Origin of the sequence: Methylobacterium sp. E-046 (assembly GCF_022829625.1) — a bacterium.
Taxonomy (GTDB): Bacteria; Pseudomonadota; Alphaproteobacteria; order Rhizobiales; family Beijerinckiaceae; genus Methylobacterium; species Methylobacterium longum.
In genome coordinates this window covers 16,022-35,920 of the sequence record NZ_JAKSYP010000210.1, presented here as the reverse complement: position 1 = coordinate 35,920, position 19,899 = coordinate 16,022, and the positions used below count along the sequence as shown (strand labels likewise).

16 protein-coding genes and 1 pseudogene are annotated in these 19,899 nt (G+C 68.1%); 9 read left to right on the top strand and 8 right to left on the bottom strand.

Translation table 11 applies throughout. The features are described 5' to 3' along the window. Positions 1-144, top strand: a 144-nt coding sequence (locus MKK82_RS21345; protein WP_243986805.1) for an ATP-binding protein, incomplete at its 5' end; no start/stop codon positions are given. A gap of 586 nt (positions 145-730) precedes the next feature. Here MKK82_RS21345 and MKK82_RS21340 read toward each other — a convergent pair. Continuing rightward, a complete protein-coding gene (locus tag MKK82_RS21340; protein ID WP_243986804.1) occupies positions 731-1,627 on the bottom strand; it encodes a LysR substrate-binding domain-containing protein in 897 nt (298 codons plus the stop codon). Positions 1,628-1,963: 336 nt separating this feature from the next. Here MKK82_RS21340 and MKK82_RS21335 point away from each other — a divergent pair, with 336 nt between their 5' ends. The 3 genes from MKK82_RS21335 (at position 1,964) to MKK82_RS21325 (ending at position 5,269) form a co-directional block, all read left to right on the top strand. After that, complete coding sequence (locus MKK82_RS21335) at positions 1,964-2,242, top strand: hypothetical protein (protein ID WP_238291549.1); 279 nt, start codon at positions 1,964-1,966, stop codon at positions 2,240-2,242. Between the two features lie 332 nt (positions 2,243-2,574). Beyond that, a complete protein-coding gene (locus MKK82_RS21330) occupies positions 2,575-4,275 on the top strand; it encodes an ABC transporter transmembrane domain-containing protein (RefSeq protein ID WP_243986803.1) in 1,701 nt (566 codons plus the stop codon). Beyond that, positions 4,259-5,269 carry an efflux RND transporter periplasmic adaptor subunit gene (locus MKK82_RS21325; RefSeq protein ID WP_238291547.1) on the top strand — a complete coding sequence of 337 codons (1,011 nt, stop codon included), beginning with the start codon at positions 4,259-4,261 and terminating at the stop codon, positions 5,267-5,269. The genes MKK82_RS21330 and MKK82_RS21325 overlap by 17 nt, the downstream gene beginning before the upstream one ends. A gap of 464 nt (positions 5,270-5,733) precedes the next feature. On the opposite strand, the gene MKK82_RS21320 is transcribed toward MKK82_RS21325, so the two are convergent. Continuing rightward, entirely contained in the window at positions 5,734-6,669 is a 936-nt protein-coding gene (locus MKK82_RS21320; protein WP_243986801.1) for a helix-turn-helix domain-containing protein, read from the bottom strand. A gap of 709 nt (positions 6,670-7,378) precedes the next feature. Beyond that, positions 7,379-7,996: a dihydrofolate reductase family protein gene (locus tag MKK82_RS21315; RefSeq protein ID WP_313902109.1), complete on the bottom strand. Its 618-nt coding sequence runs from the start codon at positions 7,994-7,996 to the stop codon at positions 7,379-7,381. 559 nt (positions 7,997-8,555) lie between these two features. On the opposite strand from MKK82_RS21315, the gene MKK82_RS21310 reads away from it, so the two are divergent. From MKK82_RS21310 to MKK82_RS21300, 3 genes are read left to right on the top strand one after another with little or no spacing between them, the layout of a single operon-like run. Beyond that, the gene (locus MKK82_RS21310; RefSeq protein ID WP_373323383.1) at positions 8,556-9,074 is read left to right on the top strand and encodes a MarR family winged helix-turn-helix transcriptional regulator; all 519 of its coding nucleotides are present in this window, start codon (positions 8,556-8,558) and stop codon (positions 9,072-9,074) included. A gap of 2 nt (positions 9,075-9,076) precedes the next feature. After that, positions 9,077-9,445, top strand: a complete 369-nt coding sequence (locus MKK82_RS21305; protein WP_238291544.1) for an antibiotic biosynthesis monooxygenase family protein — start codon at positions 9,077-9,079, stop codon at positions 9,443-9,445. 29 nt (positions 9,446-9,474) lie between these two features. After that, positions 9,475-11,160, top strand: a complete 1,686-nt coding sequence (locus tag MKK82_RS21300; protein ID WP_243986798.1) for an FAD-dependent monooxygenase — start codon at positions 9,475-9,477, stop codon at positions 11,158-11,160. Positions 11,161-11,455: 295 nt separating this feature from the next. Here the strand turns inward: MKK82_RS21300 and MKK82_RS21295 are convergent, their stop codons facing one another. Beyond that, positions 11,456-13,153, bottom strand: a complete 1,698-nt coding sequence (locus MKK82_RS21295) for a putative bifunctional diguanylate cyclase/phosphodiesterase (protein WP_243986796.1) — start codon at positions 13,151-13,153, stop codon at positions 11,456-11,458. 687 nt (positions 13,154-13,840) lie between these two features. Next, positions 13,841-15,248: pseudogene (locus MKK82_RS21290) on the bottom strand (amidase). 103 nt (positions 15,249-15,351) lie between these two features. Here MKK82_RS21290 and MKK82_RS21285 point away from each other — a divergent pair. After that, on the top strand, positions 15,352-15,915 hold the full coding sequence (locus MKK82_RS21285; RefSeq protein ID WP_238291541.1) for a TetR/AcrR family transcriptional regulator: 564 nt from the start codon (positions 15,352-15,354) through the stop codon (positions 15,913-15,915). Between the two features lie 310 nt (positions 15,916-16,225). Here MKK82_RS21285 and MKK82_RS21280 read toward each other — a convergent pair whose 3' ends face one another. From MKK82_RS21280 to MKK82_RS21270, 3 genes are all read right to left on the bottom strand, one after another. Next, positions 16,226-16,909: a type 1 glutamine amidotransferase domain-containing protein gene (locus tag MKK82_RS21280; protein ID WP_243986794.1), complete on the bottom strand. Its 684-nt coding sequence runs from the start codon at positions 16,907-16,909 to the stop codon at positions 16,226-16,228. 80 nt (positions 16,910-16,989) lie between these two features. Continuing rightward, entirely contained in the window at positions 16,990-17,238 is a 249-nt protein-coding gene (locus MKK82_RS21275) for a hypothetical protein (protein WP_238291539.1), read from the bottom strand. Positions 17,239-17,322: 84 nt separating this feature from the next. Next, entirely contained in the window at positions 17,323-17,925 is a 603-nt protein-coding gene (locus tag MKK82_RS21270; protein ID WP_238291538.1) for a TetR/AcrR family transcriptional regulator, read from the bottom strand. A gap of 349 nt (positions 17,926-18,274) precedes the next feature. On the opposite strand from MKK82_RS21270, the gene MKK82_RS21265 reads away from it, so the two are divergent. Continuing rightward, a complete protein-coding gene (locus MKK82_RS21265; RefSeq protein ID WP_238291537.1) occupies positions 18,275-19,654 on the top strand; it encodes an HD-GYP domain-containing protein in 1,380 nt (459 codons plus the stop codon). Positions 19,655-19,899 lie beyond the last annotated feature (245 nt).

Below are 19,899 nucleotides of genomic sequence, written 5' to 3'. Positions count from 1 at the left end.
ACCACGCATCTTTACTTCGGCGAATCGCCGCGCGGGTTCGCCAGCGACGCCAAGATGACCACTGCGCTGCTCGACCGGCGCACCCCTCACTGTGAGTTCGTCGAGACCGGCAATGCGAGCTCGCGCTTCAAGACCCGCGTCTGAGGACAGCGCCTACGCCGCGATAGCTGGACGTCGGATCAGCTCACCCGCTCCCCATCCAGCTTGCGAAGGAGTTCCACTTGGATCCCGACCCCGGGTCCCGTTCCAACGCCTATTGACAGTTTGCCCCCCCCTGCGAGGAACGAGCGCACGATCGATCGACGCATTGGCGTCGTCCAGAATGTGCGGAAACGGATCAGGAAGATCGAGTCCATCCAGCGGCCGGCGGCAGGCGAGAGGAGGTCAGCTGAAGGCGGATCGCCCAGAGCGGACGCGGATTGAATACCGGCGCGATCCTTCGATCCACCGCCCTGGCGGAGGGGGCGTCCGGCATACCTCGGCACGCGCATGTTCGTGGGAGTCCCGTCTGGCTCACTTCCACCGGGAGAAAACCTGAATGGGTATGTCCGGTACTCGCCGGCGACCCTACAGAATGCGCTTCCCCCGGAACACCTGCGGGCCGCAGCGCCACGACTCGGACGCCGTGCATTCCCCGGCGTGCGGCGAGCTCGCCATCATCGCCGACGCGGGATCGGACCCAAGGCCGAGCGCAGCAGGCCGCCGGACTGCGCGCAAGTGCCTCTGGTCCTCACGGCACGAACACCGCAGGCGCCACGACGCGCCGCTCCAGCGCCGCGACGATGGTCGCCGCCAACAACTCAGCCGCCGGCGAGACATGGCCCGGCGCTTGGTAGAGGACGATCTCCGTATCGGGGAGTTTCGGCAGTTGGAGGCAGCCCGAAACCGACACCATGTCCGCGGGGATCATTTCCGTGGGCAGCACCGTCACCCCGAGCCCGGCTTGCACGGCGGCCTGCAATCCGGCGAGGCTCGGGCTGGTGTAGACGATGCGCCAGTCGCGTCCGGCGACATCGAGGGCCGACAGCGCGCGCTTGCGATAGACGTCCGGCGCCGGCGAGAGGACGAGCGGAATCGGGTCGCCGGCTTCCGCGACGAGACGCGGCGACGCGACCCAATCCAGGACCTCCCGCCAGACCCTGGTCCCGCCGCTCGGACCCTGTGGCTCGCGCTTGAACAGGATGAGGTCGTACTTCCCCTTCGAGAAGTCGTCGAGGAGGTTGACGGTGAAGTCGCAGTTCACCTGGAGCGCGACATGCGGATGGGTGCGAGCGAAGCACGCCAGAACCTCCGACAGGTGCGTGGTCGCGAAATCCTCCGGCGTGCCCAGCCGGACGAGACCCATCAGTTCCGGGGTGACGATCCGGGACAGGGCCTCGCCGCCGAGCTTGAGGATCTGGCGCGCGTAGGTGAGCAGAACCTCGCCTTCGGGCGTCAGCTGCAGCTCCCGGCCGTCCCGGTCGAACAGGCGACGGGAGACGCCCTCCTCCAGGCGCTTGATCTGCAGCGACACGGTCGACTGCGTCAGGCCCAACCGACTGGCCGCGCGCGTGAAGCTCCCGTTGTCGGCGATGGCGACGAAGGTGCGCAGCAGGTCGAGGTCGAAGGGCAACGGCGGGCCGGGCATCGCCGTCAAATCATCTCAACGGGGCGAGACATCAAGCTCGGGCCTTCAGCCTCCGCCAAATCCCCGGCACCCGTACTGGTGTGATGTGACGAAACACACACGATCATCGGCCCGAGTTGAACAATGGGGATTAAATATACAGCAGCCCGCGCGATGCATTCGTCGTCATTTGTTTTCCAAATGAGGGCCATTGAAGTTGCGAAATTGCGGTACGACCCGGGCGCCGCCAAATCATTTGCGTGGATGAGGCGGAACTGTCCGCAAGACTGCGGTCTCCCTGCCCGCCTCGATCCACGGACAGCGCGTTACGAGCGCACAATTGATTGGAGACAAGCGATGAAGGCGTCGAAGAAGTTATCCATCCTGTCGGTCGCGGCCGCGCTCTGCGTCGCGCCGCTCTCCGCCGCTTTCGCCGACCTGCGTGTGGGCACTCCGTCGCGGCCCCTTCCGCGGACGACCTGGGATGGGCTCTCGACCGGCTCGATCGTCACGGGGGACGTGCTGACGCCCACCGTCGGCGGCTGCCGGAGAAGCTCGGCCCAGGAAGGCAATGCCGACCAGCAGCACTTCCCCGTGCAGCAGTACGGACAGACGTCGGGCGGCTACCGCTGCTGAAGCGGGCGCATCGCCTCGACCCGACGGCCGGCCGCAATCCGGTACGGGCCGGCATCAAATCGGTCCGCCGTGCCCCCGACATGGCGGACCGTGCGTGCGACCCTCGCCCTCGAGGGTCTCCCACCGGCATCCGCCGAACGCCCTCCGGTGAACCGCCAGCCGGCTAAATCGGACCGGACGAGTTCGCGCCCGGGATGGGCCGGCGGTACCGGGTCGACTCCGCGCTCGCGCACCCCGACGATTTATCCGCGTCTCCGCGGCCATGCCCGGCAACGTGGCGGCGGCATGGCCTCCTCGCACGCCCCCGACCGGATCTGAAAGGTCCTCGACCCATGGATGCGATCAAACACACGCCCCTGACGTTGACGGAAGCCTGCAGGCTCAGCGCGCGTCTGCTGAAGCCGGAAGCCGGATTCATCTGGACGGCGGTCGTCTACGGGGTCGCCGTGGCGCTCCTGGGCCTCGCCGTGCCGGTGTCGGTGCAGCTCCTGATCAATTCGGTGGCCAACACGGCACTGCCGGCGCCCCTGTTCGTGCTGTCCGGGCTTCTGCTCGGGCTTCTGCTCGCCGCCGCCCTGCTCAGCGCCGCGCGGATCTACGTCCTTGCGCTGTTCGAGCGGCGCGTGTTCGCGAGGATCGTCGCAGAAATCACCTTGCGTGCGCTCCACGCGAAAGTCCCGAACTTCGACGAGACAGGGCGCCGCGACCTCTTCAACCGCTTCTTCGATCTGATGACGGTCCAGAAGGCGGTCCCGCATCTCCTGGTCGGCGGCTTCGCGATCCTTCTACAAGCCGCGATCGGACTCGTCCTGACGAGTTTCTATCATCCGTTCTTTCTCGCCTTCAATCTCGTCGTCGCCGCCGTGCTGCTCGGCATCGGGTTCCTCTGGGCGGGGCCGGCGGTCCGGTCCGGCGCGGCACTGAGCCATGCGAAGCACGGGACGGCGCGTTGGCTGGAGAGCGTCGGCGCTTCCAACGGCTTCTACCAGCACGGTAATCGGCTCTCGGCCGCGATGGCGCGCTCCGAGGCGATGACCGCCGCTTACCTGCGGGCGCATCGCCGGCATTTCCGCCACACCTTCGCGCAGACCATCGGGTTCCTCCTGGTCTACGCAGTCGCCAGTGCCGCCCTCCTGGCCATGGGCGGATGGCTCATCCTGCAGGGGCAATTGTCGCTCGGGCAGCTCGTGGCGGCGGAACTCGTCCTGTCGGCCGCCTTCTACGGCATCTCCCAACTGGGCTCGCATGCGCGGGCCTTCTACGACCTCGTCGCGGCGCTCCATGAATTGTCGCTCTTCGAGGGGATCGAGGCGGCGGACGGGGATCAGTGGACCGGCCCCGGCCCGGCCAAAGGAGACCTGCGCCTGCGCGAGGTCGAGGTCGAAGGCTGCCGCCTCGACTTCGCGGTCGAGAGCGGCGAGATCCTCGCCATGCCCGCCGACGAGAGGCTTGAGCGGACGGTCGCGGCGCTCCTTGAGCGACGGGTTCGGCCGCAGCGCGGGTGGGTGATGGTCGGCGGAGCCGACATCGCAGTTTATGGTCCGGACGCGCTGCGGGCGCAGATCCTCGTGCTGGATCGGCCGACGCTCGCCGAGACAACCATTCGCGAGGTCCTGTCGCCGGTCGAGGGCCAGGATGCGGTTACGATCCACGATTGCCTGGAGCGTGTCGGCCTGGCCGAGCGCCTCGGGCGCCTGCCCTCCGGCCTCGACACGCCGCTCTCCGTGTCCGGCGCGCCGCTCTCGGTGGGGGAAGCCGTCGCGCTGAAGCTGGCCGCCGCCCTTCTGCAGCGGCCGAAGCTCGTCGTCCTGTCGACGCTGCTCGACCTGCTGCCACCGGACCGCGTCGCGGCGGCGCTCGCGAGGTTCCGGGAGATGGGCACGACGGTTCTGCATGTCACGCGTCGCCCCCGACAACCGATCCACGACGGCCAGATCCGGCTGGGCTCGCACGGCTATGTGCGCGCCGCCGACCCGGAGGACCGGCTCGACAAACCCGTGCTGAGGGAGAGGACCCATGCTGTCGCGGCCTGAACACCTCCGACACTTCCCGAGCCTGACCTCGATCCGGCCGCCCCGCGCGGCGGCCGTCCTGACCTGGATCATCGGCATCGCGATCTGCTTGGCGGTCCTGATCCTCCTGTACGTGCCCTGGGTGCAGACCGCGGCCGGAACGGGGCGCGTCATCGCCCCGAATCCCGCCGACCGCGTGCAGACGGTCACGGCCTTGGTCCAGGGCCGGGTTGAGCATTGGTACGTCGAGGATGGCCAGCGGGTTCGCGCGGGGGACGCGATCGCCCAGCTCATGGACAACGATCCGTTCCTGCTGAAGCGGCTCGCCGCCGAGCGGGAGCAGATCGAGGCCGAGATCGCTGCAGCGGAGCAGGGAGTGCAGGTGGCGGAAAGTCAGGTCAGCCAGACCCGCGAGGCGGCCGAGAAGGGCTTCGTGACGCGGCGCAACTTCGAGGCCGCGCAGATCCGCGTGGCGGAGCAGCGCGCGAAGCTGGCGGAGGCGAAGGCCAAGCTCAGCCGGCTCGAGGTGACCGTGAACCGCCAATCGGCGCAACTCGTTCGCGCGCCGAGGGAGGGCCGGATCCTACACATCAACGCGGCGGCCGCCGGCACGCTGGTCAACGCGGGGGATACCCTGGCGACCCTTGCGCCGCTCGCGCCGACCCGCGTCGTCGAACTGATGGTCGACGGGCGCGACGTCGCCCTGATCCGGCCCGGCCAGAGCGTGCGCCTCGCCTTCGAGGGCTGGCCGGCGATCCAGTTCAGCGGCTGGCCGTCGGTGGCCCAAGGCATGTTCGACGGGCGGGTGCGCGCCGTCGACCCCTCGGCGCAGCAGAGCGGCCTGTTTCGCGTGCTGGTCGAGCAGGACCCCGACCGGTCCCCGTGGCCCGACTACGATTTCATCCCGCTGGGTGCCAAGGTGCGCGGCTGGATCCTCATGGAGACCGTGTCGATCGGCTACGAACTCTGGCGTGTGCTCAACAACTTCCCCCTGGAGTTTCCGAGGGCGCGCTGAGATCCGATCTGAACGATCGCGTCGGGATCGACGATCGACGGGACGACGATAGCTTTCCGGTTCTCTCCTCCGAAGCGGACCGGCGGCTTTCGACGGGCGTCGGCTGTCGCACCGGCGCTGGTGAGCATCCACGACGGATGGATCTCCGCCGGGCCGCTTCCGGGTGCTTCAGAGAAGCGGACGTCGCCCCTGCGCCGGCTCTCGACCCGTCTCTAACGTTCGGAACGTCCGCTGGCCGGCCTTCTGATCGGTCCTGAACGACCGGACCCGGCCGGAGGCGGAACGGATTACCTCCCCGAAGCCGTTTCGCAGCGGTCTGGCGACCGCGTCTACGCGACGGCGATCCATTCTAAGATGGGAATGAGCCGTTCATGTCGTTGGGCCGGACTGCGCTCACGGCCGGCGGCTACTTCGGCTGCGGCATCGCTCGAGGGAGCTCGTTTTCGACAGGAACTCCGCTCTCTTCAGGCACCTCCGACGGACGCCCGGTAGTCGCGCGGACTCAAGCCGTACGCCTGCCGGAACGCACGACTGAGGATGGCGCTGTTGCCGAAGCCGTAAGCCGCTCCGATCTCGCCGATGGACCGCCGCTCGAGGGGATCGGTGAGCGCTGCTCGTACGGCCCCGAGGCGCTGGCGCGCGAGGTAGCGCGCTATCCCACCCTCCGGCTCGAACAAGCGGTAGAGCTGCGAGCGGGACATGCCGAGCGCCTTCGCCATAGCGTCGATGCGTAGCGGCGTCGCCAGATGGGAGCGGAGGTACTGCTTCGCGATCCTGAGGCGCGCCGCATCGAGCGGTGCGCCCGCCCGCGCGACGCCCTCCAGGCTCGGGCGCACGCAGGCCGCGATCATGTGGAGCGTCGCCTGGGCGAGATGGCCGGCGTCCACCGCGGCGATCGCGTGTCGGTTCGCCGCCAGGCTCCGCATGTGATCGGCGAGCAAGCGCCCTGAACCGCCGTGCAGGAGCAGCCCGTGCAACGCGTCCTCGTCGGGCAGCAGGGCGGCGATGGACGAACGCGGAAGCGCGATGATCAGAGAGTCCGTCTCCGGCACCCGGCAGCGCCGGTAGGGCTGCGACAGATCGTTGAGGCTGATGGCGCCCGCCGGAACGTCCAGCACGCCGCGCTCGGTCTCGACGGTGTAGGCGTGCTGGCTCAAGTAGAGGACGAAGCCGTCCATGCCGTCGCGCCGGATCTGCGGCCTCGACCGGCCCGGCCCCTGTGGCGCGGCGTTCATGACGCGCAGGGCGACCGCACCGATCTGGGCGGTCTCGATGCTGCCTGAGAAGTCTTGTGGGTCGGCATCGAGATCGTGGGCGGAGAACAGGGTGCGCCAAGCATCGAAACGGTCGCGCTCGGGCAGACTCTCGGTCGTGAAGAGGGAGCTGGGTACGAAGCTCACGGTATCGGTTCTGCTGTCCCGGAATATCGGGTCTCTCTAACCTGTATTTTGCGGCCAGTCAGTTTCATACGGGACACAGTCGACGTTCGCGTATCGCGTCACCAAGCAGACGGCTCGCAATGGTGCGTTGCGCGAGCCGGTGCGCTCGATCGAACGTTCCACGTCCGCCCGTTATGTGCCCGGGGTTGCACGTCATAGAAGACTCACGGACTGCGCGAATGCTGAGTTCCGGTATCCCTGGGGTACGCCGGCGTACGCTGTCACATCGTCCGCCTCCGAGAGGCGGTCGCGCCGGCTGATCGGCGCCGTTGGGAGCCAACCGGCAGTTCAGCTTTCAGGCGTAGCCCCAGTGGCGGCTCACCACCCCGAGCCGGAGGTGCTGAACCACCAGCGATCGACCGCTTTCGAGATGCGCCGATCCCCGCTGGAACGGCCGAGATGGGTCGCAAGCCGACCGACCGCCCGGGTTGGATTTCCGCCAGTCTGCCTCGGAGAGACAATATTCGTGGGCGGACATCGCCACCGCGCCTGTCCCGACCCCTCGTAGAAGTTCGGCTCGTGATGGCTCGGCATGAGGATCGGACTGCCCTGCCCCCGCGATCGGCCTCACACCGCCCGTGCTGGCAGCCAGCCAAGGTCTCCACCGCCGCACGCTCAACGCGTGGGTGCTTTGTCCTGATTGATGGAGGCAGGCGATCGATGCCGATCGCTAATCGGCGGGGCGCCCGCGATGCGCAGATCCCCGAGCTGTGTGCGATGCGGCGTTGCGCCCGTGTTCGTGCCGATAGTGCAGGGAGACTGCGCCATTGCCGAGCGGCGTCGCGGAGACCAGCGCGAGCCGTCGCGTCCTGGGCATGCCGCCCTGGTACAGGGTCGGGCCGCGTCCGGCGATCCTGGGGTGGATCAGGAGCTTGTACTCATCGATCAGATCAAGCCGGTCCAGCTCGGTCGCGAGCTGGCCACTACCGAGGAGCACGCCCGCCGGCGTCGCATCCTTGAGCCTCTGTACGCCTGTTCTTAGGTCGTCACGGATGTGGTGGCTGTTGGTCCACGGGAAGTCCTTTCGCGTCGACGACACCACGTATTTCGGCTTGTCCTCCAGCTTGACCGCCCACGCCCGTATCGTCGGCGGCGCCTCCACGTCACCGCGCGCCACCGCCGGCCAGTGGCTCTCCATCATCTCGTAGGTGATGCGGCCCCACAGCATCGCCCCGCACCCGTCCATGAGGCGGGTGAAATACGCGTGTGTCTCGTCGTCGGCGATCCCCTCCCGGTGGTCGACGCAGCCGTCCAGGGTGGCGTTCATGCTGAAGGTCAAGAGTCCCATCGGGCGAGCCTAGGCCAGAAGCTCGAAGAGACGTAGGGCGCTTGCCCGCGGTCGATGCTCGACATCCGCTGCGGGTCACGTCCGCCTCATACAGAGCGTCAGGCGAACGCCCCCTTCCCACCGTCAGCCGAACGCCCGACGAAGGGCCGCTCAGGGGATGCGGCGACGGCTACCCACGTCTCCGGCATGAGTCGGGAAGGGCCTATCCGCTCTTCAGCAATCCCTGTCCGAAGGGGACCGGCGGTCTTCGGCTAGGTTCAACTCCCGCCGACAGCTCACCGCGCGTCCGCGTCGGGTGGCGGTCTGCCGGTCCGCTCCGCAGCACGAGAGACGGCATACGGACAGCGTCGCGGATTCGCGCCGGCCGTTTCCCGCGCAGGACGCGGCGACACCTTTAGCCGCACGCCGTGCGGGAACGGCCGAACCTCCCCGCGAGCTGCCGCGATCTGACGGAGGACCGCGCATCGATCCCAGCGTTCGGCCAAGGAGAAGACACCAACGAAATATGACAACCTGTTGTCGTATTGACCGATCTCGTCGAATCGTTATGGTGTCTGCCATGGACACAACGACAGGGGCCGCCGCGCCCGATCAGGCGCACCTTCGCCGCGCGTGGACCGGACTCGTCATCGAGGTCTTCCGCATGAACGGCGACTTGCTCGCCGCGGGCGATGCACTGGTCGGCGACCTCGGGCTGACGAGCGCCCGCTGGCAGGTGCTGGGCGCCATCGCGCTCTCGGCGGCCCCCCTCCCCGTCGCCCACATCGCCCGCAACATGGGTCTGACGCGACAGGCGGTTCAGCGCTTGGTCGACGACATGCGGACCGAGGGCTTCGTCCGCCTCGCCCCGAACCCGCATCACCGGAGAGCCATGTTGGTCGTCGCGACGGAGCGGGGAGAGGCTGCCTATCGCACGGCCATCGAACGTCAGGAGCGCTGGGCCGACGACCTTACGGCCGGTCTGTCGCCCGAGGGGTTCGAAGCCGCGAGCGCCCTGCTGCGCGAGATGCAGCGGCGGCTCGACACGGCGCAGCCGGCGCCCGCCGCACGCCGCCACCCCCAGACCCAAGGAGCCTGAACATGCCGACGTTCGTCGAGATGGACCGCACCGTCACCCTGGCCGACCAACTGACGGTGGAGGACGGTCCGGTCGTCCTGATCAACACCTTCGTCGTCCAGGCCGCGGATGCCGACCGGCTGGTCTCCGCCTGGACCGCCGACGCGGAGGTCATGAAGCGCCAGCCTGGGTTCGTGTCGACCCAGCTGCATCGCGGCCTCGCCGGCAGCGGGGTGTTCCTGAATTATGCCGTCTGGGACAGCGTCGCCGACTTCCGCGCGGCCTTCACCAATCCCGAGTTCCGGGCCCGCCTGTCGGATTACCCCGAGGGCGCGACGGTGAGCCCGCACCTGTTCCGGAAGGTAGACGTGCCCGGCATCTGCCCGGCGTGAGCCCCTCCGTTCCCGAGCCCGAGCTTTTCATGTCCCGCGACATCCTTCCGGACACCCTGGACGCCGACGTCATCGTCGTGGGCGCCGGTCCCGTCGGCCTGACCACGGGCTGTGCCCTGCGCCATCACGGCGTCGACTGCCTCGTCCTCGAGGCGCGGACCGAAGGTCGGGCCTATTCCCGGGCCAACAACCTCTGGGCGCGCCCTCAGGAACTCTTGGCCGGCGTCGGCCTCCGCGACGCCCTCGCCGAGCGCGCCTATCCCATTCGCCTCGTCAACTTCTTCATGAACGGAACGCAAACGACGCCGATTCCGATCGACGATGTCGCCAGCCCTTACCCGAAGGTCCTGTACAGCGGGCAGGACGTCATCGAGACGACCTTGGCCGAAACCTACGAAGGGCGCGGCGGCCGGATCGAGCGCGGCTGCAAGGTCGTCGCCGTTGCCCAGGACGCGGACGGCGTGACCATCACGACGAGACGCGGCGAGGAGGGACCGGATGGCCGGCTGCGCTGCCGTTACCTCGTGGCCGCCGACGGCGCCAAGAGCACGCTGCGCCCGCAACTCGACCTGGATTTCGAACCCGAGCGGTTCGAGGGCCGGATGAACCGCCAGGTCGACGCCAAGCTCTCCTGGCGGCGTTCACTGGAGCCCGATCAGCTCTGGTTCTTCTACTACGAGCGCGGCTTCTGCGGCGTGATGCCGGTCTGGGGTGGCTATCACCGGCTGTTCTTCCTGGCCGACGACGCCGACGTGCCGGATCGCGATCCGACGCTGGACGAGGTCCAGGCCGTGGCCCGCGCGGTCACGGGCGACGAGACGCTGACGCTCACCGACCCGCAATGGCTGACCCACAGCCGATTTCAATACGGCGTCTCGCCGGCCTACGCCCGTGGTCGCGTATTCCTGGCCGGCGACGCCGGCCACCTGTCCCTGCCCATCGGCGGCCAGGGCATGAACGCCGGCCTGCACGACGCAGTCGAGATCGCGTGGCGGCTGGCCATGACGTTGCGGGGTCAGGCTACCCCGGTACTGCTCGACTCCTACGACGTCGAGCGCGGCGGCGAGCACGCCAGGCTCAGCGAGCAGCAGGCGAAGGGCTTTCGCCGTACCGTTTACCGCGGCCCCCTGACGGATGCGGCCCTCGGCTTGGCGACCAAGGTGGTTCCAGGCCTCGGCGCCCTGCTTCAAGGTACGGACGACCTGCAGCAGCTCTCGGTGCGGTATCCGACGAGCCCGCTCAGCGAGGATCACCTCCAGGGGCTGAGCCATCTCCTTCAACGCGGGCCGAAGCCCGGCGAGCGGGCCCCCGAGGCGGAAGTGACCCAGGATGGCCGAACGACCTCACTCTTCCCGTTCTTCTACAACCCGGACGGGCGGACCACGGGTTGGGCCCTGCTGTGCTTCGACGGGGGGGCTTCGGAGGCGGGCGCCTCGCTGCGCGCAGCCGTCGAGGCCGTCGCGCCCTGGAACTGGGTGCGACCGCGGCTCGTCCTCGCCGGCCCGCTCCTGAACGGCGCTGACGTGCCCGTGCTGTCGGATCTCGACGGAAAGGCTCACGGGGCCTACGGCCTGGAGGGTCAGCCCGCTATCGTCCTCATCCGCCCCGACGGCCACATCGCCTTTCGCGCTACGCCAGACCGGACAGACCATCTGGCGGCATACTGCGGGCGAATCTTTGGCCCCCGAGGGGTCCCCGCAGCATCGTCGTCCTGACCGCCTTCGGGACCGGAGTTGGAATCGAACGCGGCCAGCCCGGGCAGCGATGGCGGTGAAGCACCGTACCGGTACGGTGCGGACGCTCTGCACCGCGAAGGGTTTCTACCTCAGTCGCGTGACCGGTCCGCGTGGATTCGCGACACTCTGCTTCGGCGAAGCAGTGCGAAACAGCGGACGCTGCCGTTTCACCCGCTCGCGATCCATCGCGGTGGGCCGCGGAGCCGGGAGGTGTCGGTCCGGATAGACAACGCGGAGGTAAGGGCGCCGCTTGCGCGTCACCGGCCCTGCCCGTTCAACCGGCCAACCGCTCGAGGCTGCCGGACGCCCGGACGAGATCCGCGAACTGCGCCGCCGGCAGCGCCTTGCCGTAAAGGTAGCCCTGCCCCTGCCGGCAACCCATCTCCACCAACCGCGCCTCCTGATCCTTGGTCTCGATGCCCTCCGCGATGATGTTGAGGCCTATGTCGTTCCCGATCTGGACGATGGCGCGCACGACGGCGGCATCGTGCCGCTCGGCCATCAAATCCCGAACGAAACCCCGGTCGATCTTGAGGCGCGTCAGCGGGAACCGCTTGAGCGAGCTCAGCGAGGCATAGCCCGTGCCGAAATCGTCGAACGCGATACCAACCCCCCGGCGATGGAGGTCGCGGAACTGGTCGAGGTCGGCCTCGTCGACGCTCAGCACGATGGTCTCAGTGATCTCGAGCTCCAGCATCCCGGGTGACAGCCGGTGCCGCCGGAGCGCGTCGACGACGTCCGACGCGAGCGTCCTCGACCGCACCTGAGCGGCGAACAGGTTCACGCCCATCCTCATCACCGGATGGCCGGCATCGCGCCACAGTGCGGCCTGTCGGCATGCCTCCTCGACGACCCACTGCCCCACCTCCAGGGCCAGGGGATGATCCTCCAGATGGGACAGGAAGGCGCCTGGCAGAAGCAGGCCGCGCTGGGGATGTTGCCATCTCAGGAGGGCCTCCGCGCCGACGATGCGCCCGGTCTCGAGAGCGACCTGCGGTTGGTAGTGCAGCACGAACTCGCCCGCTCGGGCCGCCGCGTGCAGCTCGGCTCGCATGGCCAGCCGGGATAGCAGCGCGCTGCGCATCGCGGGCTGGAAGGCGCGAAATCGGCGCTTCCCCTCTTGCTTCGCTCGAAACATGGCCAAGTCGGCATTGCCGATGAGCTCCTCCGCGGAAGCGCCCTGCGTCGAGCCGACGGCCCCGCCGATGCTGACTCCGATGTGGAAGGTGTGGCATCCGACCCGGAGGGGGGCGCCGAAGGCTTCGAGGAGCGTCGTCGCGCTCGCGGCGAGCGTCGGGGTGTCGCCCGCGTTCGGCAGCATGACGGCGAACTCGTCGCCACCGAACCTCGCCAAGACCGCATTGGCTCCGAGCCACGCCGGCAATCGAATCGCCAGGGTTTGGAGCAGCGCATCGCCCGTGCTGTGCCCCCAACTGTCGTTCACCTCCTTGAACCCGTCGAGGTCCAGCATGAGGACGCCGACGGCGTTTCCGGCCGCCAGCCGGGCATCGAGCGCCTCCTCGAAGCAGGCGCGGTTCGGCAATCCGGTCAGGAGGTCATGATGGGCCAACTGGACCAGACGCTCGTCGCGCGCCCGCCATTCGGAGATGTCCCGCAGGATCGCGCCGAAGCCGAGGCCGGAGCGGTCCCGCCACATCGAGAGCGTGAACTCGGCGGGAAACTCACCGCCGTCGCGGCGGCGGGCCATGACCTCGACCGTTCGACCGGACAGACGCGAGGGCTCGTGGCGGGCCATCCGCGCCATGCCGGCCTCGTGGCTGGCACGGAATCGCTCCGGAACGATCAGACCGATGTTCGCGCCCAACAATTCGCCGATACTGTAGCCGAAGAGGGCTGCGGCGGCCGCGTTCGCAAAGGTGATGCGGCCCCTCTCGTCGCTGGTGATGAAGGCATAGGTGGCGGCCCGAGCCAGACCGAAGGCACCCGCAACTTCCGTTACGGGGTGATCCAAGTCGCCCTCGTGCGGCGCAAGACAATCTGCTGTGATCTCAATCATCGCACGTCATCACCGAATGGCGTCCGCAAACCGTGACGAAGGCGTCGCTGATGTATGTTATAAAAAATGGTTTAAGCAATAATTTCATTTGCACCGCATACGGGTTCGAAGATTGCTAGATTTTCTGCCTTTTCGAGGTGAGTATTTGCCGCACAGAGGCATGGCAGAACAATCCGGCGTGCCCGGCCCACGGTCACCCACCCCGCCGCCCCGAAGACTGGCCCGCGTGTTGGAAAAGCATTTCCGACACTGTGGCGAGGTCACAGGGGCCGAGGAGGCGTGATATTCCCTGGCGTGCGCCTGCCTCCGAAACCGTTGGTAGCGACCGACGTCTTCGATGGGATCGGACGGCTGCCGAATGACGGCGTTCGGGGCGTTGCGAAGGCCGGCTGGATGACCGACCTGGGTCGGATCCGGAACGACCGCCTCTGCCGACCCCACCGTGGCGGGACCCGTTCGGGTGTCATCTGGCCTCGTCGGCCTGGGCCGGCGAGAGACGGACGATGGGGCATACCGCATACGATCCGGCCACAAGACGGCGGCCGCCCTGGAACCGGGGCCGAGAGCGCGGCGCAACGCGCGTCCTCAAACCTCAGGAGTCCCGGGGACCCGGTGAATGGCCCCCGGCGAGGTCCCCTCCCTTCAGACGCTGGGGTGCAGGCTGCGGACCGGGCTGATGCCCTCCAACACCGAGGCGGCATAGAGGAGCTTGATCTCCTCCTGCCAGCTTCCCACGAGTTGCACGTTGATGGGCAGGCCCTCGCGGCTTGTTCCGAACCGCATCGACAGCCCCGGCAAACCCGTCACGTTCAGGGGTACGGTCGCGCCCTGCAGGTAGGTGAGGTCGACCACTTCGCCGTTGACGACGAGTTCGGTGATGCCGTGCCTGTGCGCCGGCACCGGCAGCACCGGGGTCAGCAGCACGTCGAAGTTTCGGAAGTAGGCTGCGTAACCGTCCCGCAGCCGCTCCGCCGCCTGCTAGGCCAGCGACGTAGTCCTCGACCGAGGTGTCCGGCAGGGACAGCATCGTCTTGGCCATCTTGTACATCTGGTCTTCATGTCCAGACGTCGCCTCGCGGAAGGCCGGCTTCATCTCCATGACGTGGAGCTTGTTGAACACGTCGAGGGCGAAGTCGCGTTCCAAGGCAGCAATGCGCACCTCTTCCACGAAGTGCCCCTCACCCTTGAAGGCCTCGGCCGCCGCGCGCAGGGTCGCGACGACCTGCGTGTCGATGGGTCCGAAGCCCGGCCCGACCATCCAGCCGATCCTGAGTGGGCGGTCCGGCGCGGCACCAATGCCCGCGTTGAACGAGACGGCGCTCGTGGCGAAGGCGTCCTGCCCGTCGGGACCGGCGAGTTGTGAGAAGGCGAGCGCGAGGTCGCGGATCGAGCGCGCCATCGGGCCGACGTGCCAGAAGCGGCGGGGCGCGCGCGGCCATATGCCGGTCATCGGGATGCGACCGTGGGTGGCCTTCAGCGCGGCGATGCCGGTCTGCGCGGCCGGACCGCGCACAGAGATGGCGAGGTCGGTGCCAAGGCCGAGCGGCGACATGCCCGCCGCGATGGCCGCCGACTCGCCGCCGCTGGAGCCACCCGGCGTGCGGTCGAGGTCCCAGGGGTTATTCGATCGGCCGGAGAGCAGGTTGTCGCTCTCGATCCAGTAGGAGAACTCGGGAAGGTTCGTCTTGGCGAGCAGGATGCCGCCGGCCGTCCTCAGGCGGGCGACGCTGGTGGCGTCGGCAGCCGGCACCCGGCCCTTGAAGATGGGCGAGCCGCGCTGGGTCGGCACACCCTCGGTGTCGATGGAGTCCTTCACGGTGAACGGCACACCGTGCAGGGGGCCGAGTTCCCCGCCGGCCATGACCGCCGCCTCGGCCTGTCTCGCGGCGGCCAGCGCTCCCTCGGCGACGATGACGATGGCGTTGACCTGAGGATCAACGGCTTCGATGCGGTCGAGATGGGCTTTGACGACCTCGACGGGCGACAGCTGCTTGCTCCGGATCAGCGCGGCCAGTCCGGTGGCATCGGTGAAGAGGATGTCCTGAGCCATGATGGTGTACCTACCTGTCGTTAGGCAGTCGAGAGCTAGGACTGGATTTCCCGCCCGTCAAGGCCTAACTAACGGTTGGTAGGTTTGGCAGCTGGAGGCAGAGGTGAGCACGAGCGCGAAGGAGACGATCCTGGCGGCCGCCAGGAAGACCGCGCAGGCGCACGGCTACGGCGGGCTGAGCTACCGCGATCTCGCCGCCGAGGTCGGCATCAAGGCGGCGAGCATCTACCATCACTTCGCCAGCAAGGCGGACCTCGGCGCGGCCGTGGCGCGGCGCTACTGGGAGGACACCGCGGCCGAACTCGATGCGATGCTGGCCGAGACCTCGGACCCGCTCCAATGCCTGCGGCTCTATCCGGGCACTTTCCGCCGGTCGCTCGAGGACGGGAACAGGCTCTGCCTGTGCAGCTTCATGTCGGCCGAGTACGCCAACCTGCCGGAGTCCGTGCAACGAGAGGCGCTGGGCTTCGCCGACGTCAACATCGCCTGGCTCGCCAAGGTGCTGGTCATGGCGGGGACGGCAAAGCCCGAGGACAGCGAGGCCCGGGCCGGGGCCATCTTTGCCGCCGTATCCGGCGCCCAACTCTACGCCAGGAGCCGCTCGGACCTGTCGCAGTTCGACACCTTGATCGAGAGCTACCGCGCCTCGGGCCTCCTGCCGGCGTAGAGTTCGGTTTCCCGTGCGGTCGGGGCGGTCGGTTCACCGTCACCGGGGCGCGAAGGGCCCCGTCGAGCCGAGGGCCATGCTCGTTCGGAGCAGGGATGGACCTCGGCCCAGGGTCAAGGGCCGGATGTCCCGCATCCGACCCCGCTCAGACGTGGCTGGCGCTGACCAGCCACCCCAACAATCCGTCTTATGGCGTCGCTGCCTGCGTCGGGAGCAGGGACAGCGACGCCGCCGGAAACCAGCAAGTTGATGCGGTCGCCCTCCGCGAAGACCGGGATCGTCAGGCGCGCGGGTTGACCGCCCCCGGCAGTCATCCCTTGCGGAAGAGAGCCAGAAGGCGCTCGGCCGCCGGTCCGGACGAGGCCGGGTTCTGCCCGGTGATCAGCAGGCCGTCGGCGACGACGTACGGCTCCCAGTCGCCCGCCTTGGAGAACGCGCCGCGGTTCCGCTTGAGCGCGTCCTCGACCAGGAAGGGAACCACCTGGGTCAGGCCGACTGCCTCCTCCTCGGTATTGGTGAAGCCGGTGACAGCCTTGCCCTCGACCAGCGGCTTGCCGTCGGGCGCCTTCACATGGCGCAGCACGCCGGGGGCGTGGCAGACCAAGGTCACCGGCTTGCCGGCCTTGAAGGTGTTCTGGATGAGCCGCACCGAGGCGGGGTCCTCGGCGAGGTCCCACAGCGGACCGTGCCCACCGGGGTAGAAGACCGCGTCGAAGCCCTCGTGGGTGACGCCGTCGAGGCGGACCGTGTTCGACAGGACGGCATTGGCTTCGCTATCGGCTTCGAAGCGGCGGGTCAGGTCGGTCTGGAAGCCGGGCTCGTTGCTCTTGGGGTCGAGCGGCGGACGGCCACCCCTGGGCGATGCCAGGACGATTTCGGCGCCGGCATCCTTGAACACGTAATAGGGCGCGGCGAGTTCCTCCAGCCAGAAGCCGGTCTTGCGGCCGGTATCGCCGAGCTGGTCGTGAGAGGTCAGCACCATCAGGATCTTCATCGTCGTTCTCCGCGGTCAGAGGGTGGGTGAAGGTTATGGGAAAGACGGCTCGAACAGCCGCGCCTGCGCCCGCCGGCGTGTCAGTTGTGGTGCGAGGATATCCAGGCATCGGCGTGATCGGCAGCCGTCTCGCGGGCCGGCGGGATTTCGGCTCTCTGATGGGCGCCGTCGGCGCGGCGGACATCCGGGTCAGCCGCCATCCGGACCGCCCCGATGACCTCCAGGGTGATGCGCTCCTCGGCGGAGGCCGCCGTGCCGCCGAATAAGGCGGCCCCGAGTTCGGCGAGCAGCAGGTAGGGGGCGACGGGATATGCGGTTCGCGGTGTCATGGTTTGCTCCTCTGTTCGGTCTTGAGTAGACTGGTCGTCTACAATGTGAGCTTGACGAGTCGGGCGTTGCGATTGCCACGCAGGTCAGGCCTGTTGCCGATTCAGGATGCGCCGCGTCGTCTTCATCGCGGCGTGGAACGGCACGTCGGTGCGTTCGATCTTCGCCATGAGGCTCGCGCCGAGCCACAGGTGGTACAGCGTCTCGGCCGTTGCACGAGGCTCGCCGTCGATCCGGAGCGACCCCTCGGCGATGCCTGCCTCGATGGCCCCGGTCACACGGTCGATGATCCCGGCCGTGCCCGCCTTGAGCGCCAGCCGCATGGGCTCGGACAGGTCCGAGACTTCCGCAGCGAGCTTCACCGCGAGGCACTTGCGCTGGTAGTCGATGCTGCCCTGTGTCGCCTGCCACTTGCCCCAGTAATTCATCAGGCGCTCGGCGTGGTTCAAGCCGGTCTCGGCGAGGGTGACGTCGATGTCAGCGAGATACGCCTCGAAGTAATCGGCCAGGAGAGCTTCGCCGAAGGCCTCCTTCGAGCCGAAGTAGTGGTAGAACGAGCCCTTCGGGACACCGGCCGCGGCGAGGATCTCGTTGAGGCCGACGCCCGAGAACCCCTTCGCGCCCACGATACGGTGGGCGGTGTCGAGGATGCCTTGCCTCGTGTCGATGTTGCCGCTGACGCTTGCCATGACGCTGACATAGGAACGATTAGACCGGTCATCTAGTGGCCCGCGCGAGATTTCTGAGGCACGGATCGGGAGAACGCCCTTGGCCGACCCGACGGCAGGATGGCCAGCGCAGAGGCCGTCCCCGTCGATGCCGACGAGGCGCGGGGAGCCAGATGGGCGAAGAGGTGCTGTTCGATCGCGGTCGATCGCAGCCTCGACGTCCGTCCGGATGCCGGAGAAGCCGACACGCGGATCGTCCTGCCGGGCGTCCCGCCCGCTCGAACACGCCCGCGGCGCAACGTTTTAATCAGCTTCTATCGGCAGTCTTGCCGCCTATTGAGGCCTATAGGGCAAGAGACGGGCGGGAACGATGCAGACCGTGACGGGCCGGAGCGAAGAAGCCAGGACGGTCCAGCTATCGGAAGTCCTCGGGGCTCTGAGCCACGCCCTCGACCTGACGGAAGGTCAGCCCGTCGGGCATTGCGTGCGGGCGACCTGGATCGGCTTCCACGTGGGCCGGGCGATGGGTTTGCGCGACCTGCAGCTCTGGGAACTCTACCACACGGTGATGCTGAAGGACCTCGGGTGTTCCAGCAACGCCGCGCGTATCTGCGAGCTCTACCTGTCCGACGATCTCAGCTTCAAGCGCGACTTCAAGACGGTGAGCGACAGCCTGCCCAAGGTACTGGGCTTCGTCTTCTCCCACACGGGTCTCAAGGCAGGCCTCGCGGAACGCTTCCGGGCGGTGCTCAACATCCTGCAGAACGGCGGCGCGATCGTCGACGACCTCATCCAGACGCGTTGTCAGCGCGGTGCCCAGATCGCCCGCCAGCTTCGTTTCCCGGCGAGCGTCTGCGAGGCCATCCACGCGCTGGACGAGCACTGGAACGGCAGCGGGCGACCGGACCACCTCGCCGGGCCCGCGATCCCGCTCTACGCCCGCGTGGCGCTTCTGGCCCAGGTGGTGGACGTCTTCCACACCGCGGCCGGCCCCGCGGCCGCGATCGCCGAGGCGCGCGCGCGCGCGGGAACGTGGTTCGATCCTCAGGTCGTCGCTTGCTTCGAGTCGGTCGCGGCCGAACCCGGCTTCTGGGAGACCCTTGCCTCGGACGAGGTCGAGGAGGCGGTGTTCGCGCTGGCGCCCGGCAGTCCGATCGTCGTGGACGAGGACTACCTCGACGATATCGCCCGGGCCTTCGCTCAGATCATCGACGCCAAGAGCCCGTTCACCTCCGGCCACTCGGAGCGGGTCGCGGTCTACGCCGACATGATCGCGGCCGAGCTCGGCTATACGCCGGAGCGTCGCCGCTGGCTGAAGCGCGCCGCGCTTCTCCACGATGTCGGCAAGCTCGGCGTCTCGAACGCCATCCTCGACAAGGCCGGCAAGCTGGACGACGCGGAATGGCGCGATATGCGCAATCACGCCTCCCTCTCCGAGACCATCTTGATCCGCGCGGCAGTGTTCCACGAGATGGCCAGCATCGGCGGCGGCCACCATGAGCGGCTGGACGGCAAGGGGTATCCGCGCGGGCTGCGCGGCGATGCGATCGCACCCGAGACGCGCGTCGTGTCGGTGGCCGATGTGTTCGACGCCCTGACCGCCGACCGGCCCTACCGGGCGGCCATGTCGCTCGAGAAAGCGCTCGGCATCATGCGGGCGGACATCGGAACGGCCTTCGATCCAATCTGCTTCGCGGCTCTGGAGAGGGCGCTCGCCGCGATCGAGGGCGATCTCGCCCGGGCGGCTTGACCCGGACCGCCCGCGAAAAATTCTCCGACTCTTCTACCGGACGGGGACCATCCTGCTCAGGCCACCGTTCGTGGTGCCGCCGCGGGGCGACACGTCTCGTGAGGTCAGGACGATGACCGCGCGCACCGCCCATCCGCAGGACGGCGAGCTGCAAGCCCGAAGGAACAGTGAGGTGAAGATGCGGGCAAGCATGCGCTGGACGTCCAAGTCGCGGAGATGGCGGGCGTCGAGCGCCGGTAGAGCTC

Coding starts and splice junctions, on each gene's coding strand:
- MKK82_RS21270 (WP_238291538.1), bottom strand. CDS start 17,925: ATGGCAAGCGTCAGCGGCAACATCGACACGAGGCAAGGCATCCTCGAC.
- MKK82_RS21335 (WP_238291549.1), top strand. CDS start 1,964: ATGAAGGCGTCGAAGAAGTTATCCATCCTGTCGGTCGCGGCCGCGCTC.
- MKK82_RS21325 (WP_238291547.1), top strand. CDS start 4,259: ATGCTGTCGCGGCCTGAACACCTCCGACACTTCCCGAGCCTGACCTCG.
- MKK82_RS21300 (WP_243986798.1), top strand. CDS start 9,475: ATGTCCCGCGACATCCTTCCGGACACCCTGGACGCCGACGTCATCGTC.
- MKK82_RS21265 (WP_238291537.1), top strand. CDS start 18,275: ATGCAGACCGTGACGGGCCGGAGCGAAGAAGCCAGGACGGTCCAGCTA.
- MKK82_RS21305 (WP_238291544.1), top strand. CDS start 9,077: ATGCCGACGTTCGTCGAGATGGACCGCACCGTCACCCTGGCCGACCAA.
- MKK82_RS21340 (WP_243986804.1), bottom strand. CDS start 1,627: ATGCCCGGCCCGCCGTTGCCCTTCGACCTCGACCTGCTGCGCACCTTC.
- MKK82_RS21310 (WP_373323383.1), top strand. CDS start 8,556: ATGGACACAACGACAGGGGCCGCCGCGCCCGATCAGGCGCACCTTCGC.
- MKK82_RS21280 (WP_243986794.1), bottom strand. CDS start 16,909: ATGAAGATCCTGATGGTGCTGACCTCTCACGACCAGCTCGGCGATACC.
- MKK82_RS21330 (WP_243986803.1), top strand. CDS start 2,575: ATGGATGCGATCAAACACACGCCCCTGACGTTGACGGAAGCCTGCAGG.
- MKK82_RS21275 (WP_238291539.1), bottom strand. CDS start 17,238: ATGACACCGCGAACCGCATATCCCGTCGCCCCCTACCTGCTGCTCGCC.
- MKK82_RS21315 (WP_313902109.1), bottom strand. CDS start 7,996: ATGGGACTCTTGACCTTCAGCATGAACGCCACCCTGGACGGCTGCGTC.